The sequence below is a fragment of the Lactococcus taiwanensis genome, assembly GCF_017068355.1.
GTDB lineage: Bacteria > Bacillota > Bacilli > Lactobacillales > Streptococcaceae > Lactococcus > Lactococcus taiwanensis.
On the sequence record NZ_CP070872.1, the window covers coordinates 19,209 to 43,064 of the forward strand.

The following is a 23,856-nucleotide window of genomic DNA, read 5'->3' on the forward strand; positions in this document are numbered from 1 at the left end:
CTTGATTGCTATCAAGAAAAAGTAGGCTTCAAACAAAAAAGGCTCAAAGTAAAAAGCCAGCTCTGAGAGCGCTGGCCTATTCTAATTTTCCACGCCTAACATATAGAGTGTGATTTCATCCAAAATCGGGCGCTCAGTCGCAGTGCATATCCCGCTATAGATAAGTTCGCCTTTTTGCCAACCCTGAATGATAAAGCGTGCGCAGTTTCCGCCATTATGAGCAATAATCAACTCGTTGTCCACAAAATCTACCTGCCAAGCCTGATAAGTTGCTTGTCCGGTACTCATGGCTTCGTCTATCATTTTTTTGAAATTTTGTTCTAACATCCTCCTCACCTCCCTGTGAAAGCTCTTACTTTTTATTATACTTCTTTTTTAAAATAATGCTTCATCATCAGTTCGAGGTTTACAAAAAAAGCTACTGACCAATCTGTCAGTAGCTTTTACTTTTTATTTTTTATGAAAAGGGATTAAACGCATCGCATTGAAGATGACCGCCAAGATCGACCCTTCATGAACAAACATCCCTGTACTCATCGTGACAAATTGTCCAATAAGCCCTGTCCCTCCGAGAACCAATCCCATTAATAAAAATAATACGACACCAATTGCTGCAGCAATGTTTTCTCTCATATTCACCACAGCCTTCTTTGATAGCGCATAGGCATGCACCAGCTCCGAAAAGGAAGAAGTCATCAGTACCACATCCGAAGTTTCAATTGCCACATCTGTTCCTGATCCCATCGCAATACCAATATCTGCTTGGGCTAGACTTGGTGCATCGTTGATCCCATCTCCTATAAACGCCACCCGTTTTCCCTGCTTCTGGAGCTCTTGGAGCACTTCAACTTTTTGTTCTGGTAAAAGTCCCGCCTGAACTTTGTCAATCTCTAACTGTGCTGCGATCGCCTTAGCAGTTTCCTCATTATCGCCTGTCAACATCATAATTTGGGAAATGCCTAACTTCTTAAGCTGCCTAAGCGTAGTTTTTGCCTCTGGGCGTAACTCATCAGCAATAGCGTAGATTATTTTTAAGACGCCCTCAAAAGCGACTAATACGGTTGACGCGCCTTGTGCTTGCAGCCTAAGCAAATCCTTTTTTTGTTCTTCTGTCAGTAAAATTTTCTGTTCTGTCAGTAGCTTTTCATTACCAATCACTAACTCCTGCGCAATAAGTCCCTGACCTTTGATGACTTTGGTCACTGTAAGATTACTGACAGCCTGGTCAGTAAAAGCGAGAGTCGTTTGATCAATAGCTTTTACTATTGCTTTAGCTAATGGATGATCTGATTGACGTTCAGCTAGAACAACACGTCTAAGTAGAGCTTTGGTAGCTCCATAATCTTTTACCGCCACGACTTGGGTGTTTCCTTTAGTTAATGTACCTGTCTTATCCAAAAGGAGTGTGTCCACCTGATGAAAAGTATTCATCACTTCTCCTCCTTTAATCAAGACACCATTTTTAGCACCATTTCCAATAGCTGCAACGTTCGAAACCGGAGCACCTATTACAAGCGCCCCCGGGCATCCTAAAACCAGGAGCGTAATCGCAAGCTTAAGATCTTGACTCCAAAAGAGAAGCATTAAAGAGAGTAAGAGAACAAACGGGGTATAGAACTTTGCGAAACGATCGATAAATTTTTCAGCGGGTGATTTAGCATCTTGTGCCTCCTCTACCAGCTCGATAATCTTACCAAAGGTCGTTTCCTCCCCTATTTTCTGCGCGCTCACATAGAGGGTGCCATCTTCCAAAATTGACCCCGCAAATACCTTATCTCCGATAGCCTTCTTAACATGTTTTGCTTCTCCTGTAATCGATGCTTCATTGACAAAGCCTTCTCCGTCCGTCACAGCCCCATCAACAGGGACTTGTGCGCCTGTTTTAACCAACAGCACCATACCAAGCTCTACTTCCTCAATTTCCACCTCCTTTCCAGAAGCTTGCAAAGCCACGGTGGGTGCCATTTGGGTTAAGGATTTGATTGATGCCCTCGTTTTTTCTAAAGTTTTCTTCTCTAAAAATCCCCCCAAAGCAAAGAGGAAGGTCACCATAGCCGATTCTTCGTATTCCCCGATAGCTAGAGCGCCCAATACTGCAAGTGACACCAACACTTCTATTGAAAGTTGTCTGACCCGTACCGCTTGAAAAGCATGGAGAACCACTGGAATAAAACCTATCAATGAAGCGATAAACATCGTACTTCCCCTTAAGTTTTTCCATCCCATAAGTTGTCCAAAAAAGCCACTAGCAATGAGAATGCCACACAAAACCATTATCCCTCCTGCATGACCTTCTACTATTTTTTGAAATTTAAGCATTATTCTTATTCCCTCTGTTTTTCTTACTTTTAATTTTAGAGGAATAGGCCGTTCAATGTCTTGACGCCCATCAAGAAAATAAAAAAAGTCTCCCTCAGGAGACTTCATCAGCAAAATATAAAATGCCATTGAACAGAATCGAACTGTCGACCTTCACCTTACCATGGTGCTGCTCTACCGACTGAGCTACAACGGCGCTATAAATAATCCTTCAACGCCCCAGAATCCACTTCATGCAGTTCTGTAAAACGTACTTTATTATTTTACCAAAATATCAAAAAAAATCAACTCAAAAAAGCCAGCTTACGCAGACTTTTTGAGAAATTTACTTCAGTTTTTCCGCTAGTAACCTCTACTCGGCAAGGTTATTAACAAAACAAAGCCAAGTAATGCTAAGACCACCTCAAGCGTACTATTAAGTTGAGGTAATCGTCCTGTTTTAGCACCATTACTACCAGGCGGGAGTGCGCCGCCACTTAATCTTTTTTCAGACTCGGGCACTGGACTTTGACCGATTTTAAAGTTAGCAAAACGTATCCCACGACCATCTGACGTCCAGCCTCGATATTCCGGAAAATTGTTCATATCATCAAAGACAAGAACATTAGGATGATCAACGGAACGACGAGCCAAACGAATCTGCACGCGCCCATCTGCTGATAGTGCTGCTGCTTGGTCCATATAAGCCACAATCATTGTAGCAGACTTTTGATAACCTGCGGGCGGGGTGGGCTCACTGATGATGTAGAGGTTCCCACGTGACATGTTGTTAATCGTTTTTTCGCCTTCAATGGTCGACAGGGTCGCTCCAGTTGTCGCATCAACATTATACTCACTCGCTTGCTCTCCTGTGCCCCGCAGATTGAGACTTGTCAAATCAAGCTGCGACATTGTAGCAAAATTACCTCCATCATCCCAACGCTCCACCCAGCGTAAACGAAACTGCGTGTCCATCTTCTGATTGGTGTCCGCATCAACCTTTTCGATAGAAAATCCGTGGGTCACATTTGAGGCAATATCAAAAGATAAGACGTAAGGATTAAGCTGTGCCAAATTGATGTTACTGGTTCTGATCAAAGCCCTTCGACCCATAGCAGGTGCAGCGACAACATCTTCTTGCTCATCCGTTGCCAAAATCAGATGATCCGGGGTACTGACAAGGCTGTCAGCAGCGATTTGCCAATCGTTATCTGCTATATGATTGATGGCATCGGAGACAGTTGGCGTGTGGATGCTCCACTGACTGATCTGATCAAAACTTGGAAACAATCCCACTGCCCCTAACTTCAGAAGCTGATAGTTACTCTCATAGTCGAGTTCCACCAAACCCGCATCCCCAGTGACAATCGATCCCGTCAGTGTATTGGGCGCAAGTCTGCGCAATTGACCATTTGCATCCGAACGCAGATACGTCGTGCCACTATCTGCCAGCGGATTGAGTAATGGACTGGCAAAACTCAGGGCAAATGGCATCAGTGGCTGGGTTTCTGTTGAGGTCAATACGAAGTTGACACCTGGTAGAGCGGCGTTACCAAAGTCCGCATCTTGCTTATTAACCTCAAGAAAGATTGGCAAACTAGTTAAAGTATTGGTAATAGCAAAATGATTCGCAATACCATTACCAAAGAGGGAATCAGAAACAGGGGCAATCGTTGTTTCGTAAGAACTAGCTACACTCTCCTCTAATAGTTCACTGACGAAGTACGAAATTTCTCTGACCGGACGGTCAGTAAGCTCATCAAAGTCATATTTGGGGAGATTAGCAAAGTTGAATGCCCAATCAGTAGAAGCAGAAACCTCAGCAGAAAGTTGCTGACCAGCTTGATCTAAAACAGGCTCAGCAGTCGACAGATCAATCTCCCCCAGCGCATTGTAGCCATAGCGCCAAAGCTGAACAGTGATATTTTCTGGACGAATGTTGGTTGCCTCGTCGCCTACCCATGTTTTGTCTCCCGTCACAGCTTTATTTTCTACCAACGTATTCGTCAGATTAAAATCATCTGCAGCCTCATCACCTTCTTGGTAGCCCAAGGGTACATTGACCTCACGGATGGTATAGACGTACTCGTCAAGGGCACTACTGCGATAAACTGGAAGATTCTCAAAGGTGTAGGTCCAGTCATTACTCGCTGTAACAGTGGTTGTCAAGAAAATTTCATCATCACGTAAAAGCTCCACCGTTACTGATTCGGGTCGTAGCGCCAAAGCATTATCGTAATCATTCCAAGACTTGGTTACACTAATATCGCGCAGATTTGGTGTAAAAATATTTTTGATGTCAAATTGTCCCAACTCTACATTGTTATCAGGGTACTGCGGACTAAAATTCGCCAATGAGACTTCACGCACTTGGTAATTAATCGCACGCCCTTCCTCATCTTCTTTGGGGAGATCAACAAATTCGTATTTCCAATCGTCGGAAGCAGCTACTACTTTTGTGTCTACCAACGTCGGTGCAGTTTCTGAAACTTCGTCAGTCGGATAGGCCCATAGCTCAATTGTTATCTCTCTAGGCATGAATTGTTCTGGCGTATGCTCATCCCAGATTTTTTGTCCAGAAATTTTTGTCAATTCGGGTACGAAAGTATTGATAATATCGAATGTTTGCTCGTCAATTTTGACCACCTTGTCAGTATAGCGTTCCGATACATTCAACTCGCGAATTTCGTAATCATATTTCTCTGTAGCATTTTTGTACTCTTGCAGATTTTCAAACGTATAGTCCCACTGGTTGACATATCTCTCGCCAGCTAATTCGACTGGCTCACCATAAGCAATATTATCCCGATAAAGTTGGAAGCTAATACGCTCTGGACGATGTCCTGCACGGTTACTATTATCTTCCCAGATTTTCGTAATATCAAGATCAATGTTACTCAAATCTAGAGTATTAATTATATTAAGTCCACTGATTACTGAAAGATAATGGGGCACATTAAGCTCTTTGACAGTATAAACATAAGCATTCCCCTCAAGGTCTTTGACTGGTACCAATCCGAAATCATAGCTCCAAGTATCCGAAATTGCCTCATCCCCTTCACGTTTTGGTGCTGCAACTTCAACTTGCCGGAGTAATTCATCATTTTGAAAAAGTTGGACGGTAATAGTAGCTGGCCGAAACTGTTCTTTCCCCTCGTCACCGCGCCATGTTTTCACCCCCTGAAGTCGCGTAACATCGCGATGATTGACCAGAGTCACTTTGAAAGTTGCTGATTGCTCATCTTTAGTGGCAATGTAGACACTCTCTTCATCATTTTCATTATCAGCATTCATGGAAATCGTGTTGTCAGCACTAACCGCAATTGTCCAAGGACCAGCGACATTATGCGCAGGCAGGGCAGTCGTTTCTATCAAATGGTAAGTCGTATCCTTACTAAATCGAAAGGCCGCGTCTTCCCAAAGCACAAGACCGTCTGCACGACTTATTCCCGTATTGACTATAATGCCATCCGCAGTTTTCAACTCGAAAACAGCGCCAGCAGGGGAAATACCTTCATTGGACTGCTTGATTACCTCAAACTTCCAGCGTTCGGTATTGGTAACGGTTTTGCCATCTTGGCTAATACTAGAAGAGTAAGCATCAGCACCATTTTCTCTGACAATCTTATAAGTAAAGTACTCACCATTATTATTAAATAGGGGTAAAGCGACTTTGGCTTCGCCACCCTCGAGGGTCAAGCTATCAAGCTTTGTAGCCGTCCATTTATTATCCTCGACACGCCCTGTGAGGAGATAGTTGGCGGTTTGCCAACTGCTCTCGTCCACAGGAGTTGAGCGTTGAATTTCAAGTTCAATATGCTCAGGACGACTTGCATTTTCAGCAGACATGTCTTCCCAAATCTTAGTCAAGTCAATGGTTGTACCTGCTGCTCGTCCAGCTGGTACAGCAAATGGCAGCTCTGCAGTGCTGATTGCTGGGTTAGGAACAAAATAAGTTGCAACTGGATCAGAGATAAAACGCCAAGTGTCTGGTGAAAAGTCTGTGCGTTCCGTCTGAAGATGCACTTGATGGTGAATTTGCACTTCCTGTCCAAGCCCAAGGTCAAGATTATTAAGTCGAATCACGCCATTGTCATAAGTTGCTTCATAGGTTTGCAGGTTGGATGCTTGCCCATTTACAAAGTAATCAACTGACAACGTACTAGCACCAGTATAAGTGAAGTGCTCACCAATTTTGATTTGGGCTGTACCATTACGAACAGTATCAAAAAGTTGTAAAAGTGTTTGGTTAAGATAAGTAGTTAAGTCACTTGCTGCATAAACATTCTGATAGTAGCTAGCATTATAGGTCAACTCACGCATGTAGTTTTCAATTTCAGCAAGGCTAAACCCTGGGTAGCTGGCCGTATTACCACTACTTGATACGTTGCCCCCAGCGGTTCCAGCATTGATGGCAATACCAATACCATGGACTTCGATGCCCTTATTTTCCAAATTTTTAGCCGAAAATATTGTAGCAGGAAAGACACTGTTATAAGTTGGACCAGACGTTGTCCCTTGTACATGCCGCGGTGTAATCCCAGGCTGAGTCCCTGCCCCATCAATTGGACGTCCTATCAAGTCTGCTGGAGCTGTTGTAGCAGAATTTCCAAAGTTATTTGCCGTTTGTCCTGCAGTAGTATAACCTTGTAAATATGCTTGCGACTCTGTTGTGGTCGACGTGACTTCATTCACATCAATCGTATTGTTACCGTTGTTATCTGTAGCTCCAGTAATGCGGTTAGCTAGCGTTGGTACACCATCCGTAAGAAGGATAACAATTTTCTTGCGGTCAGCATCTTCTGCTTCCAACATCGCATCAGCTTGACGGAGTCCTGCTTGCGTAAAAGTTCCTTGGTTAGCCTCGGGTGCGGCTGGAGTAGCATTTTTTAAAAGATTGGTCTGATCTGTGGAATAATTGCCCAGTGGAACATACCTTGCCCCTGTGGTATAAACGCCGTTACCATAAGCTGTATGTCCAATACGAATACGGTCTGGATCAATCCGATTCGTTCGGACATAATTCGATAAGGTGTCGGCAAAATTTTCAATCGCTGCATCCAAAAGTGCCATTTTATTGTTGTCTGCCATGGAAGAGGAATGATCAGACACCAATACGATACTCATCGGACGCACATCCACAGTCTGATTACCACGAATATTCGTATAAACATCATAAAGTCCAGGTGTTGACGTCTCTTGTGCAAATTGTCGAATCGCATAGGCTCCATTACTATAAGTGATATAGTTATTTATAAAATCACTTTTCTCACTTGCTATACCTGGGCTTGCTACAAAATCATTAAGACCATCCGAGGTATTCCCTGTGTGATTGATCACATCATCCTGACCCGCCTGTGACCAGCTGTTATTAGGATGGGCGCGTTCTTCTCCTGTCGCATAATTGGGGGCAATAACACTGGTGTCTGCTAGCATTGACGCATTGCCCTGCCCATTTAACAAAATACCCGCAGTATCTAAGAATAAGGGAGCAATTAAGGATAAAGCTGCGGTAAATTGTATCAGCTTTCTTCTGTAAGATTTCATTTTATCCTCCATTTGATATGATTTTATAATAATTATCTCATAAAGACCCAAAACTGTGAAACGATATTAGAAAATAATTAGAAAACAAAAAAACAGCTGATAAATGGATCAGCTGATTTTGGGGATAAAAAAAAACCATGAGTGGTCCTTCTTAGAAAAATATTAAGTGGACAGAGCTAGACTAAGCAATGCTACTCCGCAAAAACTTGCGACATCAACACAACGCCAACATCATAACACTCAGGTTATTTTATTTAATTGCCGAATTAAACCAATTCAATGATTGCCATAGGCGCAGCATCACCACGACGTGGTTCTACTTTAAGGATACGAGTGTAACCACCGTTACGTCCTTCGTAGCGTTTAGCAAGATCGTTGAACAATTTTTGAAGGGCAGTTGGGAAAGTTTCAGTTTCTTCGTTGAAATCTTTAATTGCGATTTCATTACGTACGTAAGCAGCTGCTGCACGACGAGCTGAAAGATCACCTTTTTTACCAAGCGTAATCATTTTTTCTACTGTACGACGAACTTCTTTAGCGCGCGCTTCAGTTGTAACGATAGTCTCGTTGATGATCAAGTCAGTAGTCAAATCACGAAGCATAGCTTTACGTTGTGAAGATGTACGTCCGAGTTTACGATTGCTCATTTTTTTCCTCCTGTATTATTTTCTTTTTTTAAGGGAAAGTCCCAATTCAGTCAATTTAACTTTGACTTCTTCTACTGATTTGTGACCGAGGTTTTTGACTTTAATCATGTCAGCTTCGCTCATCTCAACAATATCAGCAACAGTATTGATACCAGCACGTTTCAAACCATTGTAAGCACGAACTGAGAAGTCCATTTCTTCAATAATTTTATCGAGCACACGTTCTGTTTTCACTTCGTCTTTAACAACAAGTGTTTCAGCCTCAGCAGCAACTTCTGAAAGATCAACGAACAAGTTCAAGTGGTCTGTCAAAATTTTAGCTGAGAGTGACAAAGCTTCATCAGCGACGATAGTACCATTAGTAATGATTTCAAGTGTTAATTTATCGTAGCTAGAGTCACCACCAACACGGGCAGGTTCTACTTGATAATTCACTTTGCTTACTGGTGTGTAAATTGAGTCTACAGCAATTGTGCCAATTGGCGCTCCATCGACTTTATTTTCATCAGCCGGAACATAGCCGTATCCTTTTTTAACAGTCATTACAGCACGCATTGAGTGACCTTCAGCAATAGAGAACAAGTAATGGTCTTTGTTGACAATTTCAATGTCGCTATCTGTTAAGATATCACCAGCAGTAACATCCATAGGACCAGTAACGTCAAGTTCAATTTGTTTTTCAGACTCTACGTATGATTTGATGGCAATTCCTTTAACCGCAAGAACGATTTGGATGACATCTTCACGTACGCCAGGGATTGTTGCGAATTCGTGTTGAACACCTTCAATTTGAATTGAAGTCACAGCAGCACCAGGAAGTGATGACAAAAGGACGCGACGCAGAGAGTTACCTAAAGTTGTACCATAACCACGTTCAAGTGGTTCAACAACGAATTTACCGTAATTTTCTGATTCGTCAAATTTAGTAATTTTTGGTTTTTCAAACTCAATCATGTATGTTCTCCTCTAAAGCGAAAAGTGATTAGTGACAAGAGTGACTAATTATACACGACGACGTTTTGGAGGACGTGCACCATTGTGAGGTACAGGAGTCACATCACTGATAGATGTTACATTAAGACCAGCTGCAGCGAGTGCGCGGATAGCTGATTCACGACCTGAACCAGGACCTTTAACAGTAACTGATACAGTTTTCAAACCTTGTTCTTGAGCAGCTTTAGCAGCAGCTTCTGAAGCCATTTGAGCGGCGAATGGTGTAGATTTTTTAGAACCTTTGAAACCAAGTGCACCAGCTGATGACCAAGCAAGGGCGTTACCATGAACGTCTGTGATCATAACGATTGTGTTGTTGAATGTTGATTGGATATGAACGATACCTGATTCAATATTCTTTTTAACACGACGTTTACGTGTAATTTTTGGCATTTTAACTCCTTTCTATCTAATTATTTTTTCTTACCTGCGATTGATTTAGCAGGACCTTTACGTGTACGAGCGTTGTTCTTAGTGTTTTGTCCACGTGTAGGAAGTCCACGACGGTGACGCATACCACGGTAAGAACCGATTTCCATCAAACGCTTGATGTTAAGTGAAACTTCACGACGCAAATCTCCTTCGAGTTTGAGTCCATCAAGTTCACGACGAATTGCATCTTCTTGATCTGATGTCAAATCTTTTGTACGGATATCTTCTGAAACACCTGCAGCTGCAAGTACTTTCTTAGATGTTTGAAGTCCAACACCGTAAACGTATGTCAATGAAATAACGATACGTTTTTCGTTTGGAATATCAACTCCAGCAAAACGAGCCATATTTTTCTATTTCCTTTCTATCCCTGACGTTGTTTGTGTTTTGGATTTACAGGGCAAATTACCATTACACGACCGTTACGACGAATCACTTTACAGTATTCGCAGATTGGTTTAACTGATGGTCTTACTTTCATTGTGTCTTCCTTTCTATAGGTTACTGTGCATACGTTGCACCCAATGAATGTCCGGATTACTTAAAGCGGTAAGTAATTCGTCCGCGTGTCAAATCGTATGGTGAGAGTTCAACTTGAACCTTGTCTCCAGGCAAGATACGGATATAATTCTTACGAATTTTTCCTGAAATCGTCGCCAAGACTTGGTGACCATTTTCGAGTTCAACAGTGAACATCGCATTCGGCATTGTATCAACGACTTTGCCGTCTACTTCAATTACATCATCTTTTGCCAAGCAAAAGCACCTCCTTAAAAATTCCCCGAAAGATATAAATATATCTAAAAGTCGGACTTATGTATTTTAGCACTTTTCAGCTATAAATGCAAGTCTTTCTTTCAAAAAAGCCTTGTTTTTTCTAGCCTCGACCCTTTTTCGGAGAAATTTTCCATGTAGAAAAGCTTCATGGCAATGTTTTCGGGTGTTTCATAAAAAATAATAACTGATCTGACTGAACAGTTATTATTTTTCATCTTTGCATCTTAAAAAAACCTCTCAAAGAGGTTTTTATTTATTAGCCTAAAACTTTTTTAATAGCTTCTGTCACTTGGCTAATTTCTTGTTCACCTTCAATATTTTTGACAAGGCCAAGCTCAGTATAGTGTTCAATAATTGGAGCTGATTCTTTAATGTTGACATCCAAGCGATTTTTAACTGTTTCTGGAACATCATCCGCACGTTGGTAAAGGTCATGGCTACCACAAACATCACAAGTACCTTCAACTTTTGTAGGGTTAAAGATTTTGTGATAAGTTGCACCGCAGTTACGGCAGATATAACGGCCGCTTAAACGGTCAACCAAAATATCTGGGTTAACAACGATATTTACAACAGCATCAAGTTTAATTCCAAGTTCTTCAAGCATGGTATCAAGTGCATGCGCTTGATCAAGCGTACGTGGGTATCCATCAAGCAAGAAGCCTGATGCTTTGATATCATCTTGAGCCAAACGTTCTTTAACAATTCCGTTCGTTACTTCATCAGGCACGAGTTCACCTTTATCGATGAAAGATTTAGCAAGTTTACCCATTTCGGTTTCGTTTTTCGTTGCGGCACGGAACATGTCACCTGTTGAAATGTGATTCACTCCATAATTTTTAACGATAAACTCAGCTTGAGTGCCTTTACCAGCTCCTGGAAGCCCCATAATTAATAAATTCATTTTTTCTCCTGATTTTGTTTTATAATTTACTGACAGACCTGTCAGTAATTTGCAGATATCCTCTGTGATTTTACTACACTATTTTAGCGTATTTTTTAGAAAAAATAAAGAAAAACCTTGCCTGAGGCAAGATTTTATTTAATTTCAAGTGGATTATCCATAAACCCAGTATATTTACGTTTCAATAAATATCCTTCCAATTGTTTTACCGCTTGGATAGCTACTTGGATAAGGATTAAAAGGGAAGTCCCTCCCAAAGCAACAATTTTTGGAAGCCCCCAAATATTTTGTGCTGCGATTGGAATAATTGAAATCAATCCCAAGAAAAGGGAACCTACAGTAGCAAGGCGCATCAAGAGACGTGAAACATATTTTTCCGTAGCTTTACCTGGTCGTACAGAAGGGATATAAGAACCTTGTTTTTGTAGATTCTCAGCCATCTTTTCTGGATTAACCTGAACGAAAGAATAAAAGAAGGTAAAGAGGATAATAAGGAGCGCGTAGAAAAGCATTCCTGTCCACGTGGTGTAAGATAAAGCCTCTTGTAGTTTAGATAACCAACCAACATTACTTCCTTGCGCTCTTTGTAAGAACTGCAAAATAGTTGCTGGCGCTGTGGTGATTGAACCTGCGAAGATGACTGGAATTACACCAGCTGGGTTGACGCGAAGTGGCAAATAAGAACTTGTTGGAGCACCTTGAGTCAATTTAGTGTATTGGATAGGTACTTTGCGTTCTGCTTGTTGGACGAATGTGGTGAGATAAATAATAATCGTAGCAACCAGAACGAGTCCGATTACAAAGAGCCAAGACATAGGCAACTCAGACGGACGGACATTTTGGAATTTTTCAGTGTAAACCGACTGTACAGCTGAGGGAATACCTGAGACAATCCCAGCAAAGATAATGACAGATACACCAGAACCAAAACCTTTTTCATTAATCTGCTCACCCATCCAAGTAACCACCATAGAACCGGTTGTCAAAATTGCACCAATCATCAAGTAACTTTGCCAATTTGGATTTTGAACAATGTTAAGTGAGCTCATCGCTTGGAACCCGGCAGTAATCCCTATAGATTGCGCCATCGCCAATACCAAGGTAATATAACGTGTAGCCTGATTCAGCTTACGACGTCCAATTTCTCCTTGTTTCGACCACTCGACAAACTTAGGTAAGATATCCATCTGTAAAAGCTGAACAATGATAGAGGCCGTAATATAAGGTGATACCCCCATCGCAAAGAGCGAATAGTTTTGCATGGCATTACCAGAGACCAAATTCATCATATTCAAAAATGGTAAGTTACTAATTTCTGTTAAGTTTTGGACGTTGACACCCGGTACAGTAATATGGGCACCTAAGCGGAAAACAAAAAGAATGAAAATCGTAAAGAGGATTCTTGCTCGGACGTCCTTTACCTTAAAGGCTTCCTTAAGCGTTTTAAAAAACATAAAACCTCCTTAAAGCGTTTTACTTATAAATAGACAATAAGCGGCTGAATCATCAACCGCTAATTGAAATGTGAAAAATTATGCTTCTTCTACAGAACCACCAGCAGCTTCGATTGCAGCTTTTGCAGCAGCAGATACTTTAGCAACTTTAACTTTAAGATTTTTAACTGTCAATTCGCCGTTCGCAAGAACTTTAACGCCTGATTTAACATCTTTAACGATTTTAGCAGCTACAAGAGTTTCAGCTGTTACGTCTGCGCCATCTTCAAGGCGGTTTAATGTTTCAAGGTTAACAATTGCATATTCTTTCTTGTTAACATTCAAGAAACCACGTTTTGGCATGCGACGGAACAATTCTGTTTGTCCACCTTCAAAACCAGGACGAACTCCGCCACCTGAACGAGCTTTTTGACCTTTTTGACCACGACCAGATGTTTTACCGTTACCTGATGATGTACCACGACCTACACGATTACGTACTTTACGGCTGCCTTCAGCAGCTTTCAATGAATGAAGTTCCATTTTTTCTCCTTATTTTGTACCTTGCTTATCGCCGATTTCCTATGTAAGGAACGTAGAAAATAAACTCGCCGGTACTCTAATAATATTAATTTTTCATCTCAAATAGAGACCTTACTATTTTACTATTTTTTTTCTCAAATTACAAGTTGTTTCCTTATAAGAAAAACACTCCTAAAAATGAGAAGTGTTTTTTTATAAACTATTGCTTATGCTTCTTTTTCAACTTTAACCAAGTGAGAAATAGAGTTAACCATACCAAGAATAGCAGGTGTTCCTTCTTTTACTACTGAGCTATTGAGTTTACCAAGACCGAGTGCTTTAACAGTTTTGCGTTGAGCAGGGATACGGCCGATTGGTGAGTTTACCAATGTAATTTTAATTTGAGCCATTTTTTCCTCCTTAGGCGAAATCTGATACAGATTTACCGCGTAATGCAGCAACTTCTTCAGCACGTTTCAATTGATTCAATCCATCAACAGTTGCACGAACAACGTTGATTGGTGTGTTTGAACCAAGTGATTTTGATGTTACGTCAGCAACACCAGCGAGTTCGAGGACGGCACGAACGGCACCACCTGCGGCAACTCCAGCACCTTCTACAGCTGGTTTAAGGAGGATTTTACCACCACCGAAGACACCAAGTGCTTCGTGAGGAAGTGTAGTACCTACCATAGGAACTGTAATAAGGTTTTTCTTAGCTGCTTCGATTGCTTTACGGATAGCTTCTGGAACTTCTTGAGCTTTACCAGTACCGAAACCTACGCGACCGTTACGGTCACCAACAACAACAAGTGCTGCAAAGCGAAGACGACGTCCACCTTTAACAACTTTAGTAACGCGGTTAATTGAAACTACGCGTTCTTCGAATTCGCTTTGTTCGCGATCATTTCTTCTGTTTTCTGCCATGTTTAATTACCCCTTTCCTTAGAATTTCAATCCAGCTTCACGAGCTGCTGTAGCGAGTGCTGCAACACGTCCGTGATAGAGGTAACCACCGCGGTCGAAGACAACTTCTTCAACGCCTTTAGCTTTTGCAGCTTCAGCAACGAGTTTACCAACTTCTGCGGCTTGTTCAGTTTTAGTACCAGTCAATTTAAGTGATGAAGCTGATGCAAGTGTTGTACCAGTTACGTCATCAATGACTTGTGCATAAATGTTTGTGTTTGAACGGAAAACGTTCAAACGTGGAGTTTCAGATGTTCCTGAAATTTTACCGCGTACACGTGTGTGACGTTTTTGGCGGAGTTTGTTTTTATCTGGTTTAGAAATCACAATTCTACCTCTATATTTTTTTAAATTTCGATAGTTTTTGCCATCGATTTTCTTACTGACAGCATGGTCAGTAAGCGGGGAGTTTTTGTCTGTCTAACAAAGTTAGCATTGACAAAATACTGGCAACTGACAGAGCTGTCAGCCACCAATTACGGATAACACTTTTTGCTAAATAACGATTCAAGTGAATCGTATTTGGACAAAAATTATTTACCAGTTTTACCTTCTTTACGACGAACGTATTCACCAACGTAGCGGATTCCTTTACCTTTATAAGGTTCTGGAGCACGACGGCTACGGATATAAGCAGCCATTTGACCAACAGCTTCTTTACTTACACCTTCGACTACGATAGAAGTTGGAGTAGCAACAACAAACTTGATGCCTTCTGGAGCTTCTACTTCGTCTGGATGTGATTTACCAACTGACAATACAAGTTTAGTTCCTTGCAATTGTGCACGGTACCCAACCCCGATCATTTCAAGTGCTTTAGAGAAACCAGTTGAGACACCTTCTACCATGTTAGCAAGAAGGGCACGAGTAGTTCCGTGGAGCATTTTCATTTCTTTAGTGTCGTTTGGACGTTTTACAGTGATTTCGTTTTCAGCGATTTCAAGTGTGATGTTTTCGTTGAATGAACGAACAAGTTCACCTTTAGGTCCTTTGACAGTGACAGTTGCACCGTTTACGTCTACAGATACGCCTGCAGGGATAACGATGACTTTGTTACCAATACGTGACATGTTTTTTCTCCTGTTAAATTATCAGATTGCTCAGCAATCCGTTTTCACGGGTTTTAAATCAAGTGATTTAAAGAGTGTAGCGAGGCTACTGACAGAGCTGTCAGTAACTTCTAGTAGCAGTCTGCTTACGCAGATCGCCTAATTACCAGATGTAGGCAATTACTTCACCACCAACATTGTTTTCGCGGGCAACTTTATCAGTTACGACACCAGTAGATGTTGAGATGATTGCTGTACCAAGACCATTAAGAACTTTAGGTACATCGTCAGATTTCACGTAAACGCGAAGACCTGGTTTTGAAATACGTTTCAAGTTAGTGATAACTTTTTCGCCGTTTTTACCGTATTTAAGGAAAACGCGGATTACACCTTGTTTGTTATCTTCAACGTATTCAACGTCTTTCACGTAACCTTCAGCTTTGAGGATTTCAGCGATTTGACGTTTGATTTTAGATGCAGGTGCTTCAACAACATCGAATTTACGCATGTTACCATTACGAATACGAGTCAAGAAGTCTGCAATTGGGTCAGTCATTACCATTAGTAATTTCTCCTTATTTGTAGTTTGGGCTTGTTCAAATCCCACTTTCAAATTAATGAGGCCTTTTATATAAAAAAGACCGAACTTAATTAGTATAGCAGAACTTCCGCAGCATGTCAATACTTTTCTTTACAATGTTTTCGGGTGTGTCCTCCTTCTTGAGCCTTACAAAGTCTGACGCTTGCAACAAACAATGACTATATTTCTCTGGTATGGAAAACAAAAAAATACTGACGAAACTGTCAGTATTTTTGTTTATCAGTAATTATTGAATTACCATGAAGCTTTTTTAACGCCTGGCAATTGACCTTTGTAAGCCAATTCGCGCAAGCAGATACGGCAAAGTTTAAATTTGCGGTAAACTGAATGTGGACGTCCGCAACGTTCGCAACGAGTATAAGCTTGTGTTGAGAATTTTGCAGGGCGTTGGTTTTTAACAACCATAGATTTCTTAGCCATTTATGTATTCTCCCTATCTTATTTAGCGAACGGCATGCCGAGTTTAGCAAGCAATTCGTGTGATTCTTCATCAGAGTTAGCAGTAGTTACGATAACAATATCCATACCACGAACTTTATCAACATCATCATAGTTGATTTCTGGGAAAATCAATTGTTCCTTCACACCAAGTGTGTAGTTACCGCGACCGTCAAACGCTTTGTTTGAAACACCGTGGAAGTCACGTACACGTGGGAGTGAAACAGTAACCAATTTATCCAAGAATTCGTACATACGTTCGCCACGAAGTGTAACTTTCGCACCGATTGGCATACCTTCACGAAGACGGAAAGCAGCAACTGATTTTTTAGCTTTAGTAATCAATGGTTTTTGACCAGAGATCAAAGCCAATTCAGCAACAGCTTTATCAAGGTTTTTAGAGTTGTTTACAGCATCTCCAACACCCATGTTGATAACAATTTTATCAACTTTTGGTACAGCCATGATTGAAGTGTAGTTGAATTTTTCAGTCAACGCTGGTACTACTTCGTTAGTATATTTATCTTTCAAACGATTAGTCATATTATTTCTCCTTTCCGCCTTAGTCTAAAATTTCGCCAGATTTTTTGTTGAAACGAACTTTTTTGCCGTCAACAAATTTGTAACCTACACGACCAGCAACGCCATTTTTATCAAGCACTTGCACGTTAGAAACGTGGATAGGAGCTTCGATTTCAAGAATAGCACCACTTGGGTTTTCTGCATTTGGTTTTTGGTGTTTCTTCATGATAGCAACACCTTCAACAACGACTTTATTCATTTTTGGCAAAGCTTTAATGACTTTACCAGTTGTACCGCGGTCTTTACCCGCGATAACTTTAACTGTATCACCAGTTTTTACAAACATGTTTATTTCCTTTCTTACGCCCTCAGGGGCACCCTGTCCCTCTCGGTAGCAGGGGACTGTGCTGTTAATAGTAACAGTAAAATATGATTCTGTCAAAGAAAACTCTTTAACAAAATCATACTTTTATGATGCTTGATTAAAGTACTTCAGGAGCAAGTGACACGATCTTCATGTAGCCGCCTTCGCGGAGTTCACGTGCAACTGGTCCAAAGATACGAGTTCCGCGAGGAGTTTTATCATCACGGATAAGTACTGCTGCGTTTTCATCAAATTTGATGTATGAACCGTCTGGACGTTTCGCACCAGATTTAGTACGAACGATAACGGCTTTCACAACGTCACCTTTTTTAACTGCTCCACCAGGGGCAGCTGATTTAACTGTAGCTACAATGATATCACCGATACCAGCGAACTTACGGCTTGAACCACCGAGAACACGGATTGTCAAAAGTTCTTTAGCACCTGAGTTATCTGCAACTTTCAAACGAGATTCTGTTTGAATCATGCTATATTCCTCCTAGTTTTGCTTAGATAATAACTGCTTCTTCAACGATTTCTACAAGACGGAAATGTTTGTCTTTAGACAAAGGACGAGTTTCCATGATACGAACGATGTCGCCAGTTTTTGCAGTGTTATTTTCGTCGTGAGCTTTATATTTTTTTGAGTAATTGATACGTTTACCATAGACAGGGTGGTTACGCTTAGTTTCTACGACAACAGTGATGGTTTTATCCATTTTGTCTGAAACCACGCGGCCTTGATAAACTTTACGTTGTTTGCGTTCCATTTATAGTTTCTCCTGACCTATTATTTGTTCAATTCAGCTTGCACAGTTTTTACACGTGCAATAGTTTTCTTGACTTCATCAAGCTTAGCTGTGTTTTCGAGACGACCAGCTGCTGCTTGGAAACGAAGATCAAACAATTCTTTTTTCAATTCTGCTTCACGAGCTGTCAATTCTTCAACTGACAATGCGCGCAAATCTTTAAGAAGTGATTTAGTTTCGCTCAATTTCATTACGCTTCACCTCGTTTCACAAATTTAGTTTTAACAGGAAGTTTGTGTGAAGCAAGACGCAACGCTTCGCGTGCAGTTTCTTCACTAACGCCGCCCAATTCAAACATGACAACGCCACGTTTAACTGGAGCAACCCAACCTTCAGGAGCACCTTTCCCTGAACCCATACGCACACCAATAGCTTTGGCTGTGTATGATTTGTGAGGGAAGATTTTAATCCAAACTTGACCGTTACGTTTCATGTAACGAGTCATAGCAATACGGGCTGCTTCGATTTGACGGTTAGTAATCCAGTGAGATGTAGTCGCTTGAAGACCATATTCACCGAATGATACTGTATCGCCACCTTTAGCATAACCGCGCATTTTACCGCGGAATTCACGACGGTGTTTTACACGTTTTGGTACTAACATGGATTATTTTTCTCCTTTCACAGATTTTTTAGTAGGGAGAACTTCACCACGGTAGATCCAAACTTTAACGCCGAGTTTACCGTAAGTAGTGTCTGCTTCTTCCCAAGCATAGTCGATATCCGCACGAAGGGTGTGGAGTGGAACTGTACCTTCTGAATAACCTTCAGCACGGGCAATATCAGCACCATTCAAACGACCAGAAACTTGAGTTTTGATCCCTTTTGCACCAGCGCGCATTGCACGTTGGATCGCTTGTTTTTGAGCACGACGGAAAGCGATACGTGCTTCAAGTTGACGAGCAATTCCTTCACCAACAAGGTGTGCGTCCAAATCAGGTTTTTTGATTTCGACGATGTTGATGTGAACTTGTTTACCAGTGAGTTTGTTGAGTTCTGCACGGAGTGCATCAACGTTAGCTCCTGATTTACCAATAACCATACCTGGTTTTGCTGTGTGCAAAGTTACGATAACTTTGTTAATTGCACGTTCAGTTTCAATCAATGATACTGAAGCATCAGCAAGTTTAGTTTGGATAAGTTGACGGATTGCCAAGTCTTCGTGAAGGTAATCCGCATATTCTTTTTCAGCATACCATTTGGCATCCCAATCGCGAATAACGCCAACACGCATACCAATTGGATGTACTTTTTGACCCACGTTTTTACCTCCTTATTCTTTCTCAGCTACAACTACAGTGATGTGAGCTGTACGTTTGTTAATTGGTGAAGCTGAACCTTTGGCACGTGGACGGAAACGTTTCATTGTTGGTCCTTCGTTAACAAATGTTTCGCTTACTACCAAGTTAGCTTTTTCAAGACCAAAGTTATTTTCTGCATTAGCGATAGCACTATTAAGTACTTTTTCAACTTCTACAGCAGCTTTAGTCGGTGTAAATTTCAAGATTGCAATTGCATCTGCAACACGTTTCCCGCGGATAAGATCGATAACAAGACGAGTCTTACGAGGTGAAACGCGAACTGTTTTAGCAGTTGCTTTAGCTGAAGTAATTTCTGCCATTTTATTCTCCTCCTATTAGCGACGTGTTTTCTTGTCGTCAGCAGCGTGACCACGGTAAGTACGAGTTGGTGCGAATTCACCAAGTTTGTGTCCAACCATATCTTCTTGAACGTAAACTGGTACGTGTTTGCGACCATCGTAAACAGCAATTGTAAGTCCTACAAAGTTAGGGAAGATTGTAGAACGGCGTGACCAAGTTTTGATCACAGATTTTCTTTCGGCGTTAGCTTGAGCTTCAACTTTTTTCATCAAATGCTCATCGACGAAAGGTCCTTTTTTAAGACTACGACCCATTTTGCGAGTTTCTCCTTTAAAATTTTGTACCACTACCGCTACTAAGGCGGAGTTGGCGGAATTATAGATGCACTTTCGACATCTCATTAAATTTGATAAGTTTTATCAAATTTAACAAGACGCCGAGAAGGCTCTTGTGAAAATAAAGCGACTTATTAGTCGTTGATACGACGAACGATAAGTTTGCTTGATTTTGCTTTCTTGTTGCGAGTCTTGAGACCAAGAGCTGGTTTGCCCCATGGTGTCATTGGTGACTTGCGACCAACTGGTTGACGACCTTCACCACCACCGTGTGGGTGATCATTAGGGTTCATTACAGAACCACGAACTGTTGGGCGGATACCCATGTGACGTGTACGTCCTGCTTTACCAAGGTTGATCAAGTTTTGTTGTTCATTACCTACAACACCGACAGTAGCACGGCAACTTGAAAGGATCATACGAACTTCGCCTGATTGAAGACGAACAAGTGTGTATTTACCTTCAGTACCAAGTACTTGAGCTGAAGCACCAGCTGAGCGAACCAATTGTCCGCCTTTTCCTGGTTTCAATTCGATATTGTGGATCAATGTACCAACTGGAATGTTAGCAAGTGGCAATGCGTTACCAACTTTGATATCGGCATCAGGGCCAGATACAACTGTCATTCCTACTTCAAGGCCTTTAGGAGCCAAGATGTATGATTTAACACCGTTAGCGTAAGTAAGCAAAGCGATGTTTGCTGTACGGTTTGGATCATATTCAATTGTAGAAACTTTGGCAACTACGTTGTCAGTTGTACGTTTGAAATCGATCAGACGGTATTTACGTTTGTGACCACCACCGTGATGGCGGACTGTGATACGACCAGTGTTATTACGACCAGCAGTTTTGCTCATGCTTACAAGCAAGCTCTTTTCAGGAGTACTTGTAGTGATTTCAGCGAAGTCGCTACCAGTCATGTTACGACGACCGTTTGTGGTAGGTTTGTAAACTTTAATTCCCACGATTTTCCTCCTCTATTATTCTGCGTCTTCACCGAAGATTTCGATTGTTTTAGAATCTTCAGTTAAAGTAACGATAGCTTTTTTGTAGCCTGATTTAGTACCAGTGTATTTACCAACACGTTTAGATTTTGGTTTTACGCTGATTGTATTTACTGAGGCAACTTTTACATCAAATACAGCTTCAACAGCTTGTTTGATGAGTAATTTATGCGCACGTGAATCTACTTCGAAAGTGTATTTCTTTTGATCCATTGCTTGCATAGAAGCTTCAGTGATGATAGGTTTACGGATGATATCATAAAGTGACATTATGCAAGAACCTCCTCAATTTGTGTCAATGCTGATTGAACCACAAGGAGTTTGTCAGCGTTAACGATGTCAAGTACAGATGCTGAGTTAGCAGTTGTAACTTTCACGTTTGCGAGGTTACGAGCAGAACGTTCTGCAAATTCGTTACCTTCGTTTGGAAGAACCACAAGAACTTTGCGTTCAATTGAAAGTGCTGAAATTACTTTTGCAAATTCAGCAGTTTTTGGAGCTGCAAAGTCAAGGGCGTCAACAGCGATCAATTTGCCATCAGCAACTTTTGTTGAGTAAACTGATTTAAGTGCCAATTGACGAACTTTTTGTGGAAGTTTGTAGGCATAGCTACGTGGATTTGGACCGAAGACAGTCCCACCACCACGCCATTGTGGAGAGCGGGTAGAACCTTGACGGGCACGACCTGTACCTTTTTGACGCCATGGTTTTTTACCACCACCAGATACAGCAGAGCGGTTTTTATGCGCGTGTGTACCTTGGCGAAGGCTAGCGCGTTGTGAGATTACAACGTCGAATACGACAGATTCATTTGGTTCGATACCAAATACTGAGTCGTTAAGTGTAACTTCACCAGCTTGTGAACCATCTTGTTTAAATAATGATACTTTTGCCATTATAGATTTCTATCTCCTTTCCTTCTTATTTAGCTTTGATCGCTGATTTAATTACGATCAATGATTTCTTAGCACCTGGGACATTACCTTTTACAAGGATAACATTCTTTTCAGGAAGCACTTGTGCGATAACAAGGTTTTGTACAGTAACACGTTTGTTACCCATACGTCCAGCAAGTTTTTTACCTTTTGGAACTTTGTTAGCTGCAACAGGACCCATTGAACCAGGACGACGGTGGTAACGTGAACCGTGGGCCATAGGACCACGTGATTGACCATGACGTTTGATTGGGCCTTGGAAACCTTTACCTTTAGAAGTTCCGGTAACATCAACGACATCTCCAGCCGCAAATGTATCAACAGTGATTGCTGCTCCTACTTCAGCGCCTTCGAGTCCTTTGAATTCACGAACGAAGCGCTTAGGAGTCGTATTAGCTTTAGCAGCATGACCTTTGGCAGGTTTGTTAGTCAAAACTTCACGAAGTGTATCGAAACCAACTTGAGTTGCTTCGTAACCGTCTGTTTCAACAGTTTTAACTTGAAGAACTGTGTTAGGAGTCGCTTCGATCACTGTTACGGGGATAAGTTCGCCGTTTTCAGTGAAGATTTGAGTCATTCCCACTTTTTTCCCTAAGATTCCTTTTGACATGAGAATTACCTTTCTTAATTAGAGTTTAATTTCGATGTTTACACCACTTGGCAAATCGAGTTTCATCAATGAATCAACAGTTTTTTGTGTTGGTTCGATGATGTCGATCAAGCGTTTGTGTGTACGCATTTCGAATTGTTCGCGTGAGTCTTTGTATTTGTGAGTCGCGCGGATAACAGTGTAGACGCTACGGTCAGTAGGAAGTGGAATTGGACCACTCACTTCTGCGTTTGTACGTTTAGCAGTTTCTACGATTTTTTCTGCAGCTGCATCAAGGATACGATGTTCGTATGCTTTCAAGCGAATGCGAATTTTTTTAGTTGCCATTTTTTCTCCTCTCGTCTATTGTATTCAATAGGCTAGCTCAACGGGAAAACCGACACGTTAGGTATGGCAATACCTTCGGGTGTGTCGCAACCTCTCGTTTCATCGCTACATACTGTTTTTAACAGCACTTGTCTATTCTATCAAAGCAGCCTTTTCTTGTCAAGGCTTTTTTGAAATTTTATTTAATTTATTTTTAAATCGAACTTCCACTGTAATTTTTCATTTTCTTCTCTCTAATAATCCAGTGTTAATGAGGGATAAAACAGTGTATTCTGTTTACTTCAGTTGAGGACGCTTTATTTTGTAGCGTTTTAAGTTTTTGGTATAATTTAAGAAATAAACGTTATTAGGAGGACTTATGTTAAAAGAATTTAAGGATTTTGTGTTACGCGGGAACGTCTTGGACTTGGCCGTTGGGGTCATTATCGGGGCTGCTTTTACCGCTTTGGTTAAATCTTTAGTAGATAATCTGATCAACCCTTTAATTGGGATGTTCGTGCAAAGCACTGCACTAGCGCATCTATCGGTCACCATTGGTAAAACTAAATTTACTTATGGGGCATTCTTGAATGACGTCATTAACTTCGTCATTACAGCTTTTGTCATTTTTATGTTGATCAAGATTATCAATAAAATTTTCCCTAAAAAGGAGGAAGTCGTCCAAGAAGAAAAGAACGAAGAATTGGAAACTTTACAAGAAATTCGCGACTTGTTGAAAAAACAATAAAAAAAATTACTGACA

Annotated in this window: 33 protein-coding genes and 1 tRNA gene; 1 reads left to right on the plus strand and 33 read right to left on the minus strand. The window is 41.2% G+C overall.

Annotated features, from left to right (window positions below):
• Positions 1–81: 81 nt before the first annotated feature.
• From JW886_RS00105 to rpsJ, 33 genes are all read right to left on the minus strand, one after another.
• Positions 82–327 (minus strand): hypothetical protein, encoded by a 246-nt coding sequence (locus JW886_RS00105; RefSeq protein ID WP_075525629.1) that lies wholly within the window; start codon positions 325–327, stop codon positions 82–84.
• Positions 328–450: 123 nt separating this feature from the next.
• Positions 451–2,319, minus strand: coding sequence for a heavy metal translocating P-type ATPase (locus tag JW886_RS00110; protein ID WP_205872015.1), 1,869 nt, complete (start codon positions 2,317–2,319; stop codon positions 451–453).
• A gap of 123 nt (positions 2,320–2,442) precedes the next feature.
• A tRNA-Thr gene (locus tag JW886_RS00115) sits at positions 2,443–2,515 on the minus strand.
• Positions 2,516–2,661: 146 nt separating this feature from the next.
• Positions 2,662–7,845, minus strand: a complete 5,184-nt coding sequence (locus JW886_RS00120) for a Cna B-type domain-containing protein (RefSeq protein WP_205872016.1) — start codon at positions 7,843–7,845, stop codon at positions 2,662–2,664.
• Positions 7,846–8,111: 266 nt separating this feature from the next.
• Positions 8,112–8,492, minus strand: coding sequence for a 50S ribosomal protein L17 (gene rplQ, locus JW886_RS00125; protein ID WP_003130558.1), 381 nt, complete (start codon positions 8,490–8,492; stop codon positions 8,112–8,114).
• 15 nt (positions 8,493–8,507) lie between these two features.
• Complete coding sequence (locus JW886_RS00130) at positions 8,508–9,446, minus strand: DNA-directed RNA polymerase subunit alpha (RefSeq protein WP_075525627.1); 939 nt, start codon at positions 9,444–9,446, stop codon at positions 8,508–8,510.
• 48 nt (positions 9,447–9,494) lie between these two features.
• The gene (rpsK, locus tag JW886_RS00135; protein WP_075525626.1) at positions 9,495–9,878 is read right to left on the minus strand and encodes a 30S ribosomal protein S11; all 384 of its coding nucleotides are present in this window, start codon (positions 9,876–9,878) and stop codon (positions 9,495–9,497) included.
• A gap of 20 nt (positions 9,879–9,898) precedes the next feature.
• Positions 9,899–10,264, minus strand: a complete 366-nt coding sequence (gene rpsM / locus JW886_RS00140) for a 30S ribosomal protein S13 (RefSeq protein WP_075525625.1) — start codon at positions 10,262–10,264, stop codon at positions 9,899–9,901.
• Positions 10,265–10,281: 17 nt separating this feature from the next.
• Complete coding sequence (gene rpmJ, locus JW886_RS00145) at positions 10,282–10,398, minus strand: 50S ribosomal protein L36 (protein WP_014024193.1); 117 nt, start codon at positions 10,396–10,398, stop codon at positions 10,282–10,284.
• Positions 10,399–10,454: 56 nt separating this feature from the next.
• Positions 10,455–10,673, minus strand: a complete 219-nt coding sequence (gene infA, locus JW886_RS00150; RefSeq protein ID WP_003130554.1) for a translation initiation factor IF-1 — start codon at positions 10,671–10,673, stop codon at positions 10,455–10,457.
• A gap of 277 nt (positions 10,674–10,950) precedes the next feature.
• A complete protein-coding gene (locus tag JW886_RS00155) occupies positions 10,951–11,598 on the minus strand; it encodes an adenylate kinase (RefSeq protein WP_205872017.1) in 648 nt (215 codons plus the stop codon).
• A gap of 134 nt (positions 11,599–11,732) precedes the next feature.
• Positions 11,733–13,052 carry a preprotein translocase subunit SecY gene (gene secY / locus JW886_RS00160; protein ID WP_075525623.1) on the minus strand — a complete coding sequence of 440 codons (1,320 nt, stop codon included), beginning with the start codon at positions 13,050–13,052 and terminating at the stop codon, positions 11,733–11,735.
• 78 nt (positions 13,053–13,130) lie between these two features.
• Entirely contained in the window at positions 13,131–13,574 is a 444-nt protein-coding gene (gene rplO / locus JW886_RS00165; RefSeq protein WP_075525622.1) for a 50S ribosomal protein L15, read from the minus strand.
• A 206-nt stretch (positions 13,575–13,780) separates the two neighbouring features.
• Complete coding sequence (rpmD, locus tag JW886_RS00170; protein ID WP_075525621.1) at positions 13,781–13,963, minus strand: 50S ribosomal protein L30; 183 nt, start codon at positions 13,961–13,963, stop codon at positions 13,781–13,783.
• Between the two features lie 10 nt (positions 13,964–13,973).
• Entirely contained in the window at positions 13,974–14,480 is a 507-nt protein-coding gene (gene rpsE, locus JW886_RS00175) for a 30S ribosomal protein S5 (protein ID WP_003129922.1), read from the minus strand.
• A gap of 18 nt (positions 14,481–14,498) precedes the next feature.
• Positions 14,499–14,846 carry a 50S ribosomal protein L18 gene (gene rplR, locus JW886_RS00180; RefSeq protein ID WP_003129924.1) on the minus strand — a complete coding sequence of 116 codons (348 nt, stop codon included), beginning with the start codon at positions 14,844–14,846 and terminating at the stop codon, positions 14,499–14,501.
• Between the two features lie 206 nt (positions 14,847–15,052).
• Positions 15,053–15,589: a 50S ribosomal protein L6 gene (rplF, locus tag JW886_RS00185; RefSeq protein WP_200407569.1), complete on the minus strand. Its 537-nt coding sequence runs from the start codon at positions 15,587–15,589 to the stop codon at positions 15,053–15,055.
• Positions 15,590–15,731: 142 nt separating this feature from the next.
• On the minus strand, positions 15,732–16,130 hold the full coding sequence (rpsH, locus tag JW886_RS00190; protein WP_075525619.1) for a 30S ribosomal protein S8: 399 nt from the start codon (positions 16,128–16,130) through the stop codon (positions 15,732–15,734).
• Positions 16,131–16,403: 273 nt separating this feature from the next.
• A complete protein-coding gene (locus JW886_RS00195; protein WP_003129946.1) occupies positions 16,404–16,589 on the minus strand; it encodes a type Z 30S ribosomal protein S14 in 186 nt (61 codons plus the stop codon).
• 18 nt (positions 16,590–16,607) lie between these two features.
• On the minus strand, positions 16,608–17,150 hold the full coding sequence (gene rplE / locus JW886_RS00200) for a 50S ribosomal protein L5 (RefSeq protein ID WP_075525618.1): 543 nt from the start codon (positions 17,148–17,150) through the stop codon (positions 16,608–16,610).
• Between the two features lie 19 nt (positions 17,151–17,169).
• Positions 17,170–17,475: a 50S ribosomal protein L24 gene (gene rplX, locus JW886_RS00205; RefSeq protein WP_075525617.1), complete on the minus strand. Its 306-nt coding sequence runs from the start codon at positions 17,473–17,475 to the stop codon at positions 17,170–17,172.
• Between the two features lie 136 nt (positions 17,476–17,611).
• Positions 17,612–17,980: a 50S ribosomal protein L14 gene (gene rplN, locus JW886_RS00210; RefSeq protein ID WP_075525616.1), complete on the minus strand. Its 369-nt coding sequence runs from the start codon at positions 17,978–17,980 to the stop codon at positions 17,612–17,614.
• 22 nt (positions 17,981–18,002) lie between these two features.
• Positions 18,003–18,263, minus strand: coding sequence for a 30S ribosomal protein S17 (gene rpsQ, locus JW886_RS00215; protein ID WP_075525615.1), 261 nt, complete (start codon positions 18,261–18,263; stop codon positions 18,003–18,005).
• A gap of 20 nt (positions 18,264–18,283) precedes the next feature.
• Positions 18,284–18,493 (minus strand): 50S ribosomal protein L29, encoded by a 210-nt coding sequence (gene rpmC / locus JW886_RS00220; protein ID WP_075525614.1) that lies wholly within the window; start codon positions 18,491–18,493, stop codon positions 18,284–18,286.
• Entirely contained in the window at positions 18,493–18,906 is a 414-nt protein-coding gene (gene rplP / locus JW886_RS00225) for a 50S ribosomal protein L16 (RefSeq protein ID WP_075525613.1), read from the minus strand. The genes rpmC and rplP overlap by 1 nt, the downstream gene beginning before the upstream one ends.
• Before the next feature lie 3 nt (positions 18,907–18,909).
• On the minus strand, positions 18,910–19,563 hold the full coding sequence (gene rpsC / locus JW886_RS00230) for a 30S ribosomal protein S3 (protein ID WP_075525612.1): 654 nt from the start codon (positions 19,561–19,563) through the stop codon (positions 18,910–18,912).
• A gap of 12 nt (positions 19,564–19,575) precedes the next feature.
• Complete coding sequence (gene rplV, locus JW886_RS00235) at positions 19,576–19,923, minus strand: 50S ribosomal protein L22 (protein WP_075525611.1); 348 nt, start codon at positions 19,921–19,923, stop codon at positions 19,576–19,578.
• A 15-nt stretch (positions 19,924–19,938) separates the two neighbouring features.
• Positions 19,939–20,217, minus strand: coding sequence for a 30S ribosomal protein S19 (gene rpsS / locus JW886_RS00240; RefSeq protein ID WP_075525610.1), 279 nt, complete (start codon positions 20,215–20,217; stop codon positions 19,939–19,941).
• Positions 20,218–20,372: 155 nt separating this feature from the next.
• Positions 20,373–21,203 (minus strand): 50S ribosomal protein L2, encoded by an 831-nt coding sequence (gene rplB / locus JW886_RS00245; RefSeq protein ID WP_075525609.1) that lies wholly within the window; start codon positions 21,201–21,203, stop codon positions 20,373–20,375.
• Positions 21,204–21,218: 15 nt separating this feature from the next.
• Positions 21,219–21,512, minus strand: a complete 294-nt coding sequence (locus JW886_RS00250; RefSeq protein WP_075525608.1) for a 50S ribosomal protein L23 — start codon at positions 21,510–21,512, stop codon at positions 21,219–21,221.
• Positions 21,512–22,138, minus strand: coding sequence for a 50S ribosomal protein L4 (gene rplD, locus JW886_RS00255; RefSeq protein ID WP_075525607.1), 627 nt, complete (start codon positions 22,136–22,138; stop codon positions 21,512–21,514). Before rplD ends, JW886_RS00250 begins: the two co-directional genes overlap by 1 nt.
• A gap of 25 nt (positions 22,139–22,163) precedes the next feature.
• Positions 22,164–22,787, minus strand: coding sequence for a 50S ribosomal protein L3 (gene rplC / locus JW886_RS00260; RefSeq protein WP_205872018.1), 624 nt, complete (start codon positions 22,785–22,787; stop codon positions 22,164–22,166).
• Between the two features lie 18 nt (positions 22,788–22,805).
• Positions 22,806–23,114, minus strand: coding sequence for a 30S ribosomal protein S10 (gene rpsJ, locus JW886_RS00265; RefSeq protein ID WP_003129973.1), 309 nt, complete (start codon positions 23,112–23,114; stop codon positions 22,806–22,808).
• Positions 23,115–23,472: 358 nt separating this feature from the next.
• Between rpsJ and mscL the strand changes: the two genes are divergently transcribed.
• A complete protein-coding gene (gene mscL, locus JW886_RS00270) occupies positions 23,473–23,841 on the plus strand; it encodes a large-conductance mechanosensitive channel protein MscL (RefSeq protein WP_075525605.1) in 369 nt (122 codons plus the stop codon).
• Positions 23,842–23,856 lie beyond the last annotated feature (15 nt).

Bases quoted from the DNA above. Each gene is read 5' to 3' on its own strand.
- JW886_RS00105 (WP_075525629.1), bottom strand. From the start codon at position 327: ATGTTAGAACAAAATTTCAAAAAAATGATAGACGAAGCCATGAGTACC.
- JW886_RS00110 (WP_205872015.1), bottom strand. From the start codon at position 2,319: ATGCTTAAATTTCAAAAAATAGTAGAAGGTCATGCAGGAGGGATAATG.
- JW886_RS00120 (WP_205872016.1), bottom strand. From the start codon at position 7,845: ATGAAATCTTACAGAAGAAAGCTGATACAATTTACCGCAGCTTTATCC.
- rplQ (WP_003130558.1), bottom strand. From the start codon at position 8,492: ATGAGCAATCGTAAACTCGGACGTACATCTTCACAACGTAAAGCTATG.
- JW886_RS00130 (WP_075525627.1), bottom strand. From the start codon at position 9,446: ATGATTGAGTTTGAAAAACCAAAAATTACTAAATTTGACGAATCAGAA.
- rpsK (WP_075525626.1), bottom strand. From the start codon at position 9,878: ATGCCAAAAATTACACGTAAACGTCGTGTTAAAAAGAATATTGAATCA.
- rpsM (WP_075525625.1), bottom strand. From the start codon at position 10,264: ATGGCTCGTTTTGCTGGAGTTGATATTCCAAACGAAAAACGTATCGTT.
- rpmJ (WP_014024193.1), bottom strand. From the start codon at position 10,398: ATGAAAGTAAGACCATCAGTTAAACCAATCTGCGAATACTGTAAAGTG.
- JW886_RS00155 (WP_205872017.1), bottom strand. From the start codon at position 11,598: ATGAATTTATTAATTATGGGGCTTCCAGGAGCTGGTAAAGGCACTCAA.
- secY (WP_075525623.1), bottom strand. From the start codon at position 13,052: ATGTTTTTTAAAACGCTTAAGGAAGCCTTTAAGGTAAAGGACGTCCGA.
- rplO (WP_075525622.1), bottom strand. From the start codon at position 13,574: ATGGAACTTCATTCATTGAAAGCTGCTGAAGGCAGCCGTAAAGTACGT.
- rpmD (WP_075525621.1), bottom strand. From the start codon at position 13,963: ATGGCTCAAATTAAAATTACATTGGTAAACTCACCAATCGGCCGTATC.
- rpsE (WP_003129922.1), bottom strand. From the start codon at position 14,480: ATGGCAGAAAACAGAAGAAATGATCGCGAACAAAGCGAATTCGAAGAA.
- rplF (WP_200407569.1), bottom strand. From the start codon at position 15,589: ATGTCACGTATTGGTAACAAAGTCATCGTTATCCCTGCAGGCGTATCT.
- rpsH (WP_075525619.1), bottom strand. From the start codon at position 16,130: ATGGTAATGACTGACCCAATTGCAGACTTCTTGACTCGTATTCGTAAT.
- JW886_RS00195 (WP_003129946.1), bottom strand. From the start codon at position 16,589: ATGGCTAAGAAATCTATGGTTGTTAAAAACCAACGCCCTGCAAAATTC.
- rplE (WP_075525618.1), bottom strand. From the start codon at position 17,150: ATGACTAATCGTTTGAAAGATAAATATACTAACGAAGTAGTACCAGCG.
- rplX (WP_075525617.1), bottom strand. From the start codon at position 17,475: ATGTTTGTAAAAACTGGTGATACAGTTAAAGTTATCGCGGGTAAAGAC.
- rplN (WP_075525616.1), bottom strand. From the start codon at position 17,980: ATGATTCAAACAGAATCTCGTTTGAAAGTTGCAGATAACTCAGGTGCT.
- rpsQ (WP_075525615.1), bottom strand. From the start codon at position 18,263: ATGGAACGCAAACAACGTAAAGTTTATCAAGGCCGCGTGGTTTCAGAC.
- rpmC (WP_075525614.1), bottom strand. From the start codon at position 18,493: ATGAAATTGAGCGAAACTAAATCACTTCTTAAAGATTTGCGCGCATTG.
- rplP (WP_075525613.1), bottom strand. From the start codon at position 18,906: ATGTTAGTACCAAAACGTGTAAAACACCGTCGTGAATTCCGCGGTAAA.
- rplV (WP_075525611.1), bottom strand. From the start codon at position 19,923: ATGGCAGAAATTACTTCAGCTAAAGCAACTGCTAAAACAGTTCGCGTT.
- rpsS (WP_075525610.1), bottom strand. From the start codon at position 20,217: ATGGGTCGTAGTCTTAAAAAAGGACCTTTCGTCGATGAGCATTTGATG.
- JW886_RS00250 (WP_075525608.1), bottom strand. From the start codon at position 21,512: ATGTCACTTTATGATATCATCCGTAAACCTATCATCACTGAAGCTTCT.
- rplD (WP_075525607.1), bottom strand. From the start codon at position 22,138: ATGGCAAAAGTATCATTATTTAAACAAGATGGTTCACAAGCTGGTGAA.
- rplC (WP_205872018.1), bottom strand. From the start codon at position 22,787: ATGTCAAAAGGAATCTTAGGGAAAAAAGTGGGAATGACTCAAATCTTC.
- rpsJ (WP_003129973.1), bottom strand. From the start codon at position 23,114: ATGGCAACTAAAAAAATTCGCATTCGCTTGAAAGCATACGAACATCGT.
- mscL (WP_075525605.1), top strand. From the start codon at position 23,473: ATGTTAAAAGAATTTAAGGATTTTGTGTTACGCGGGAACGTCTTGGAC.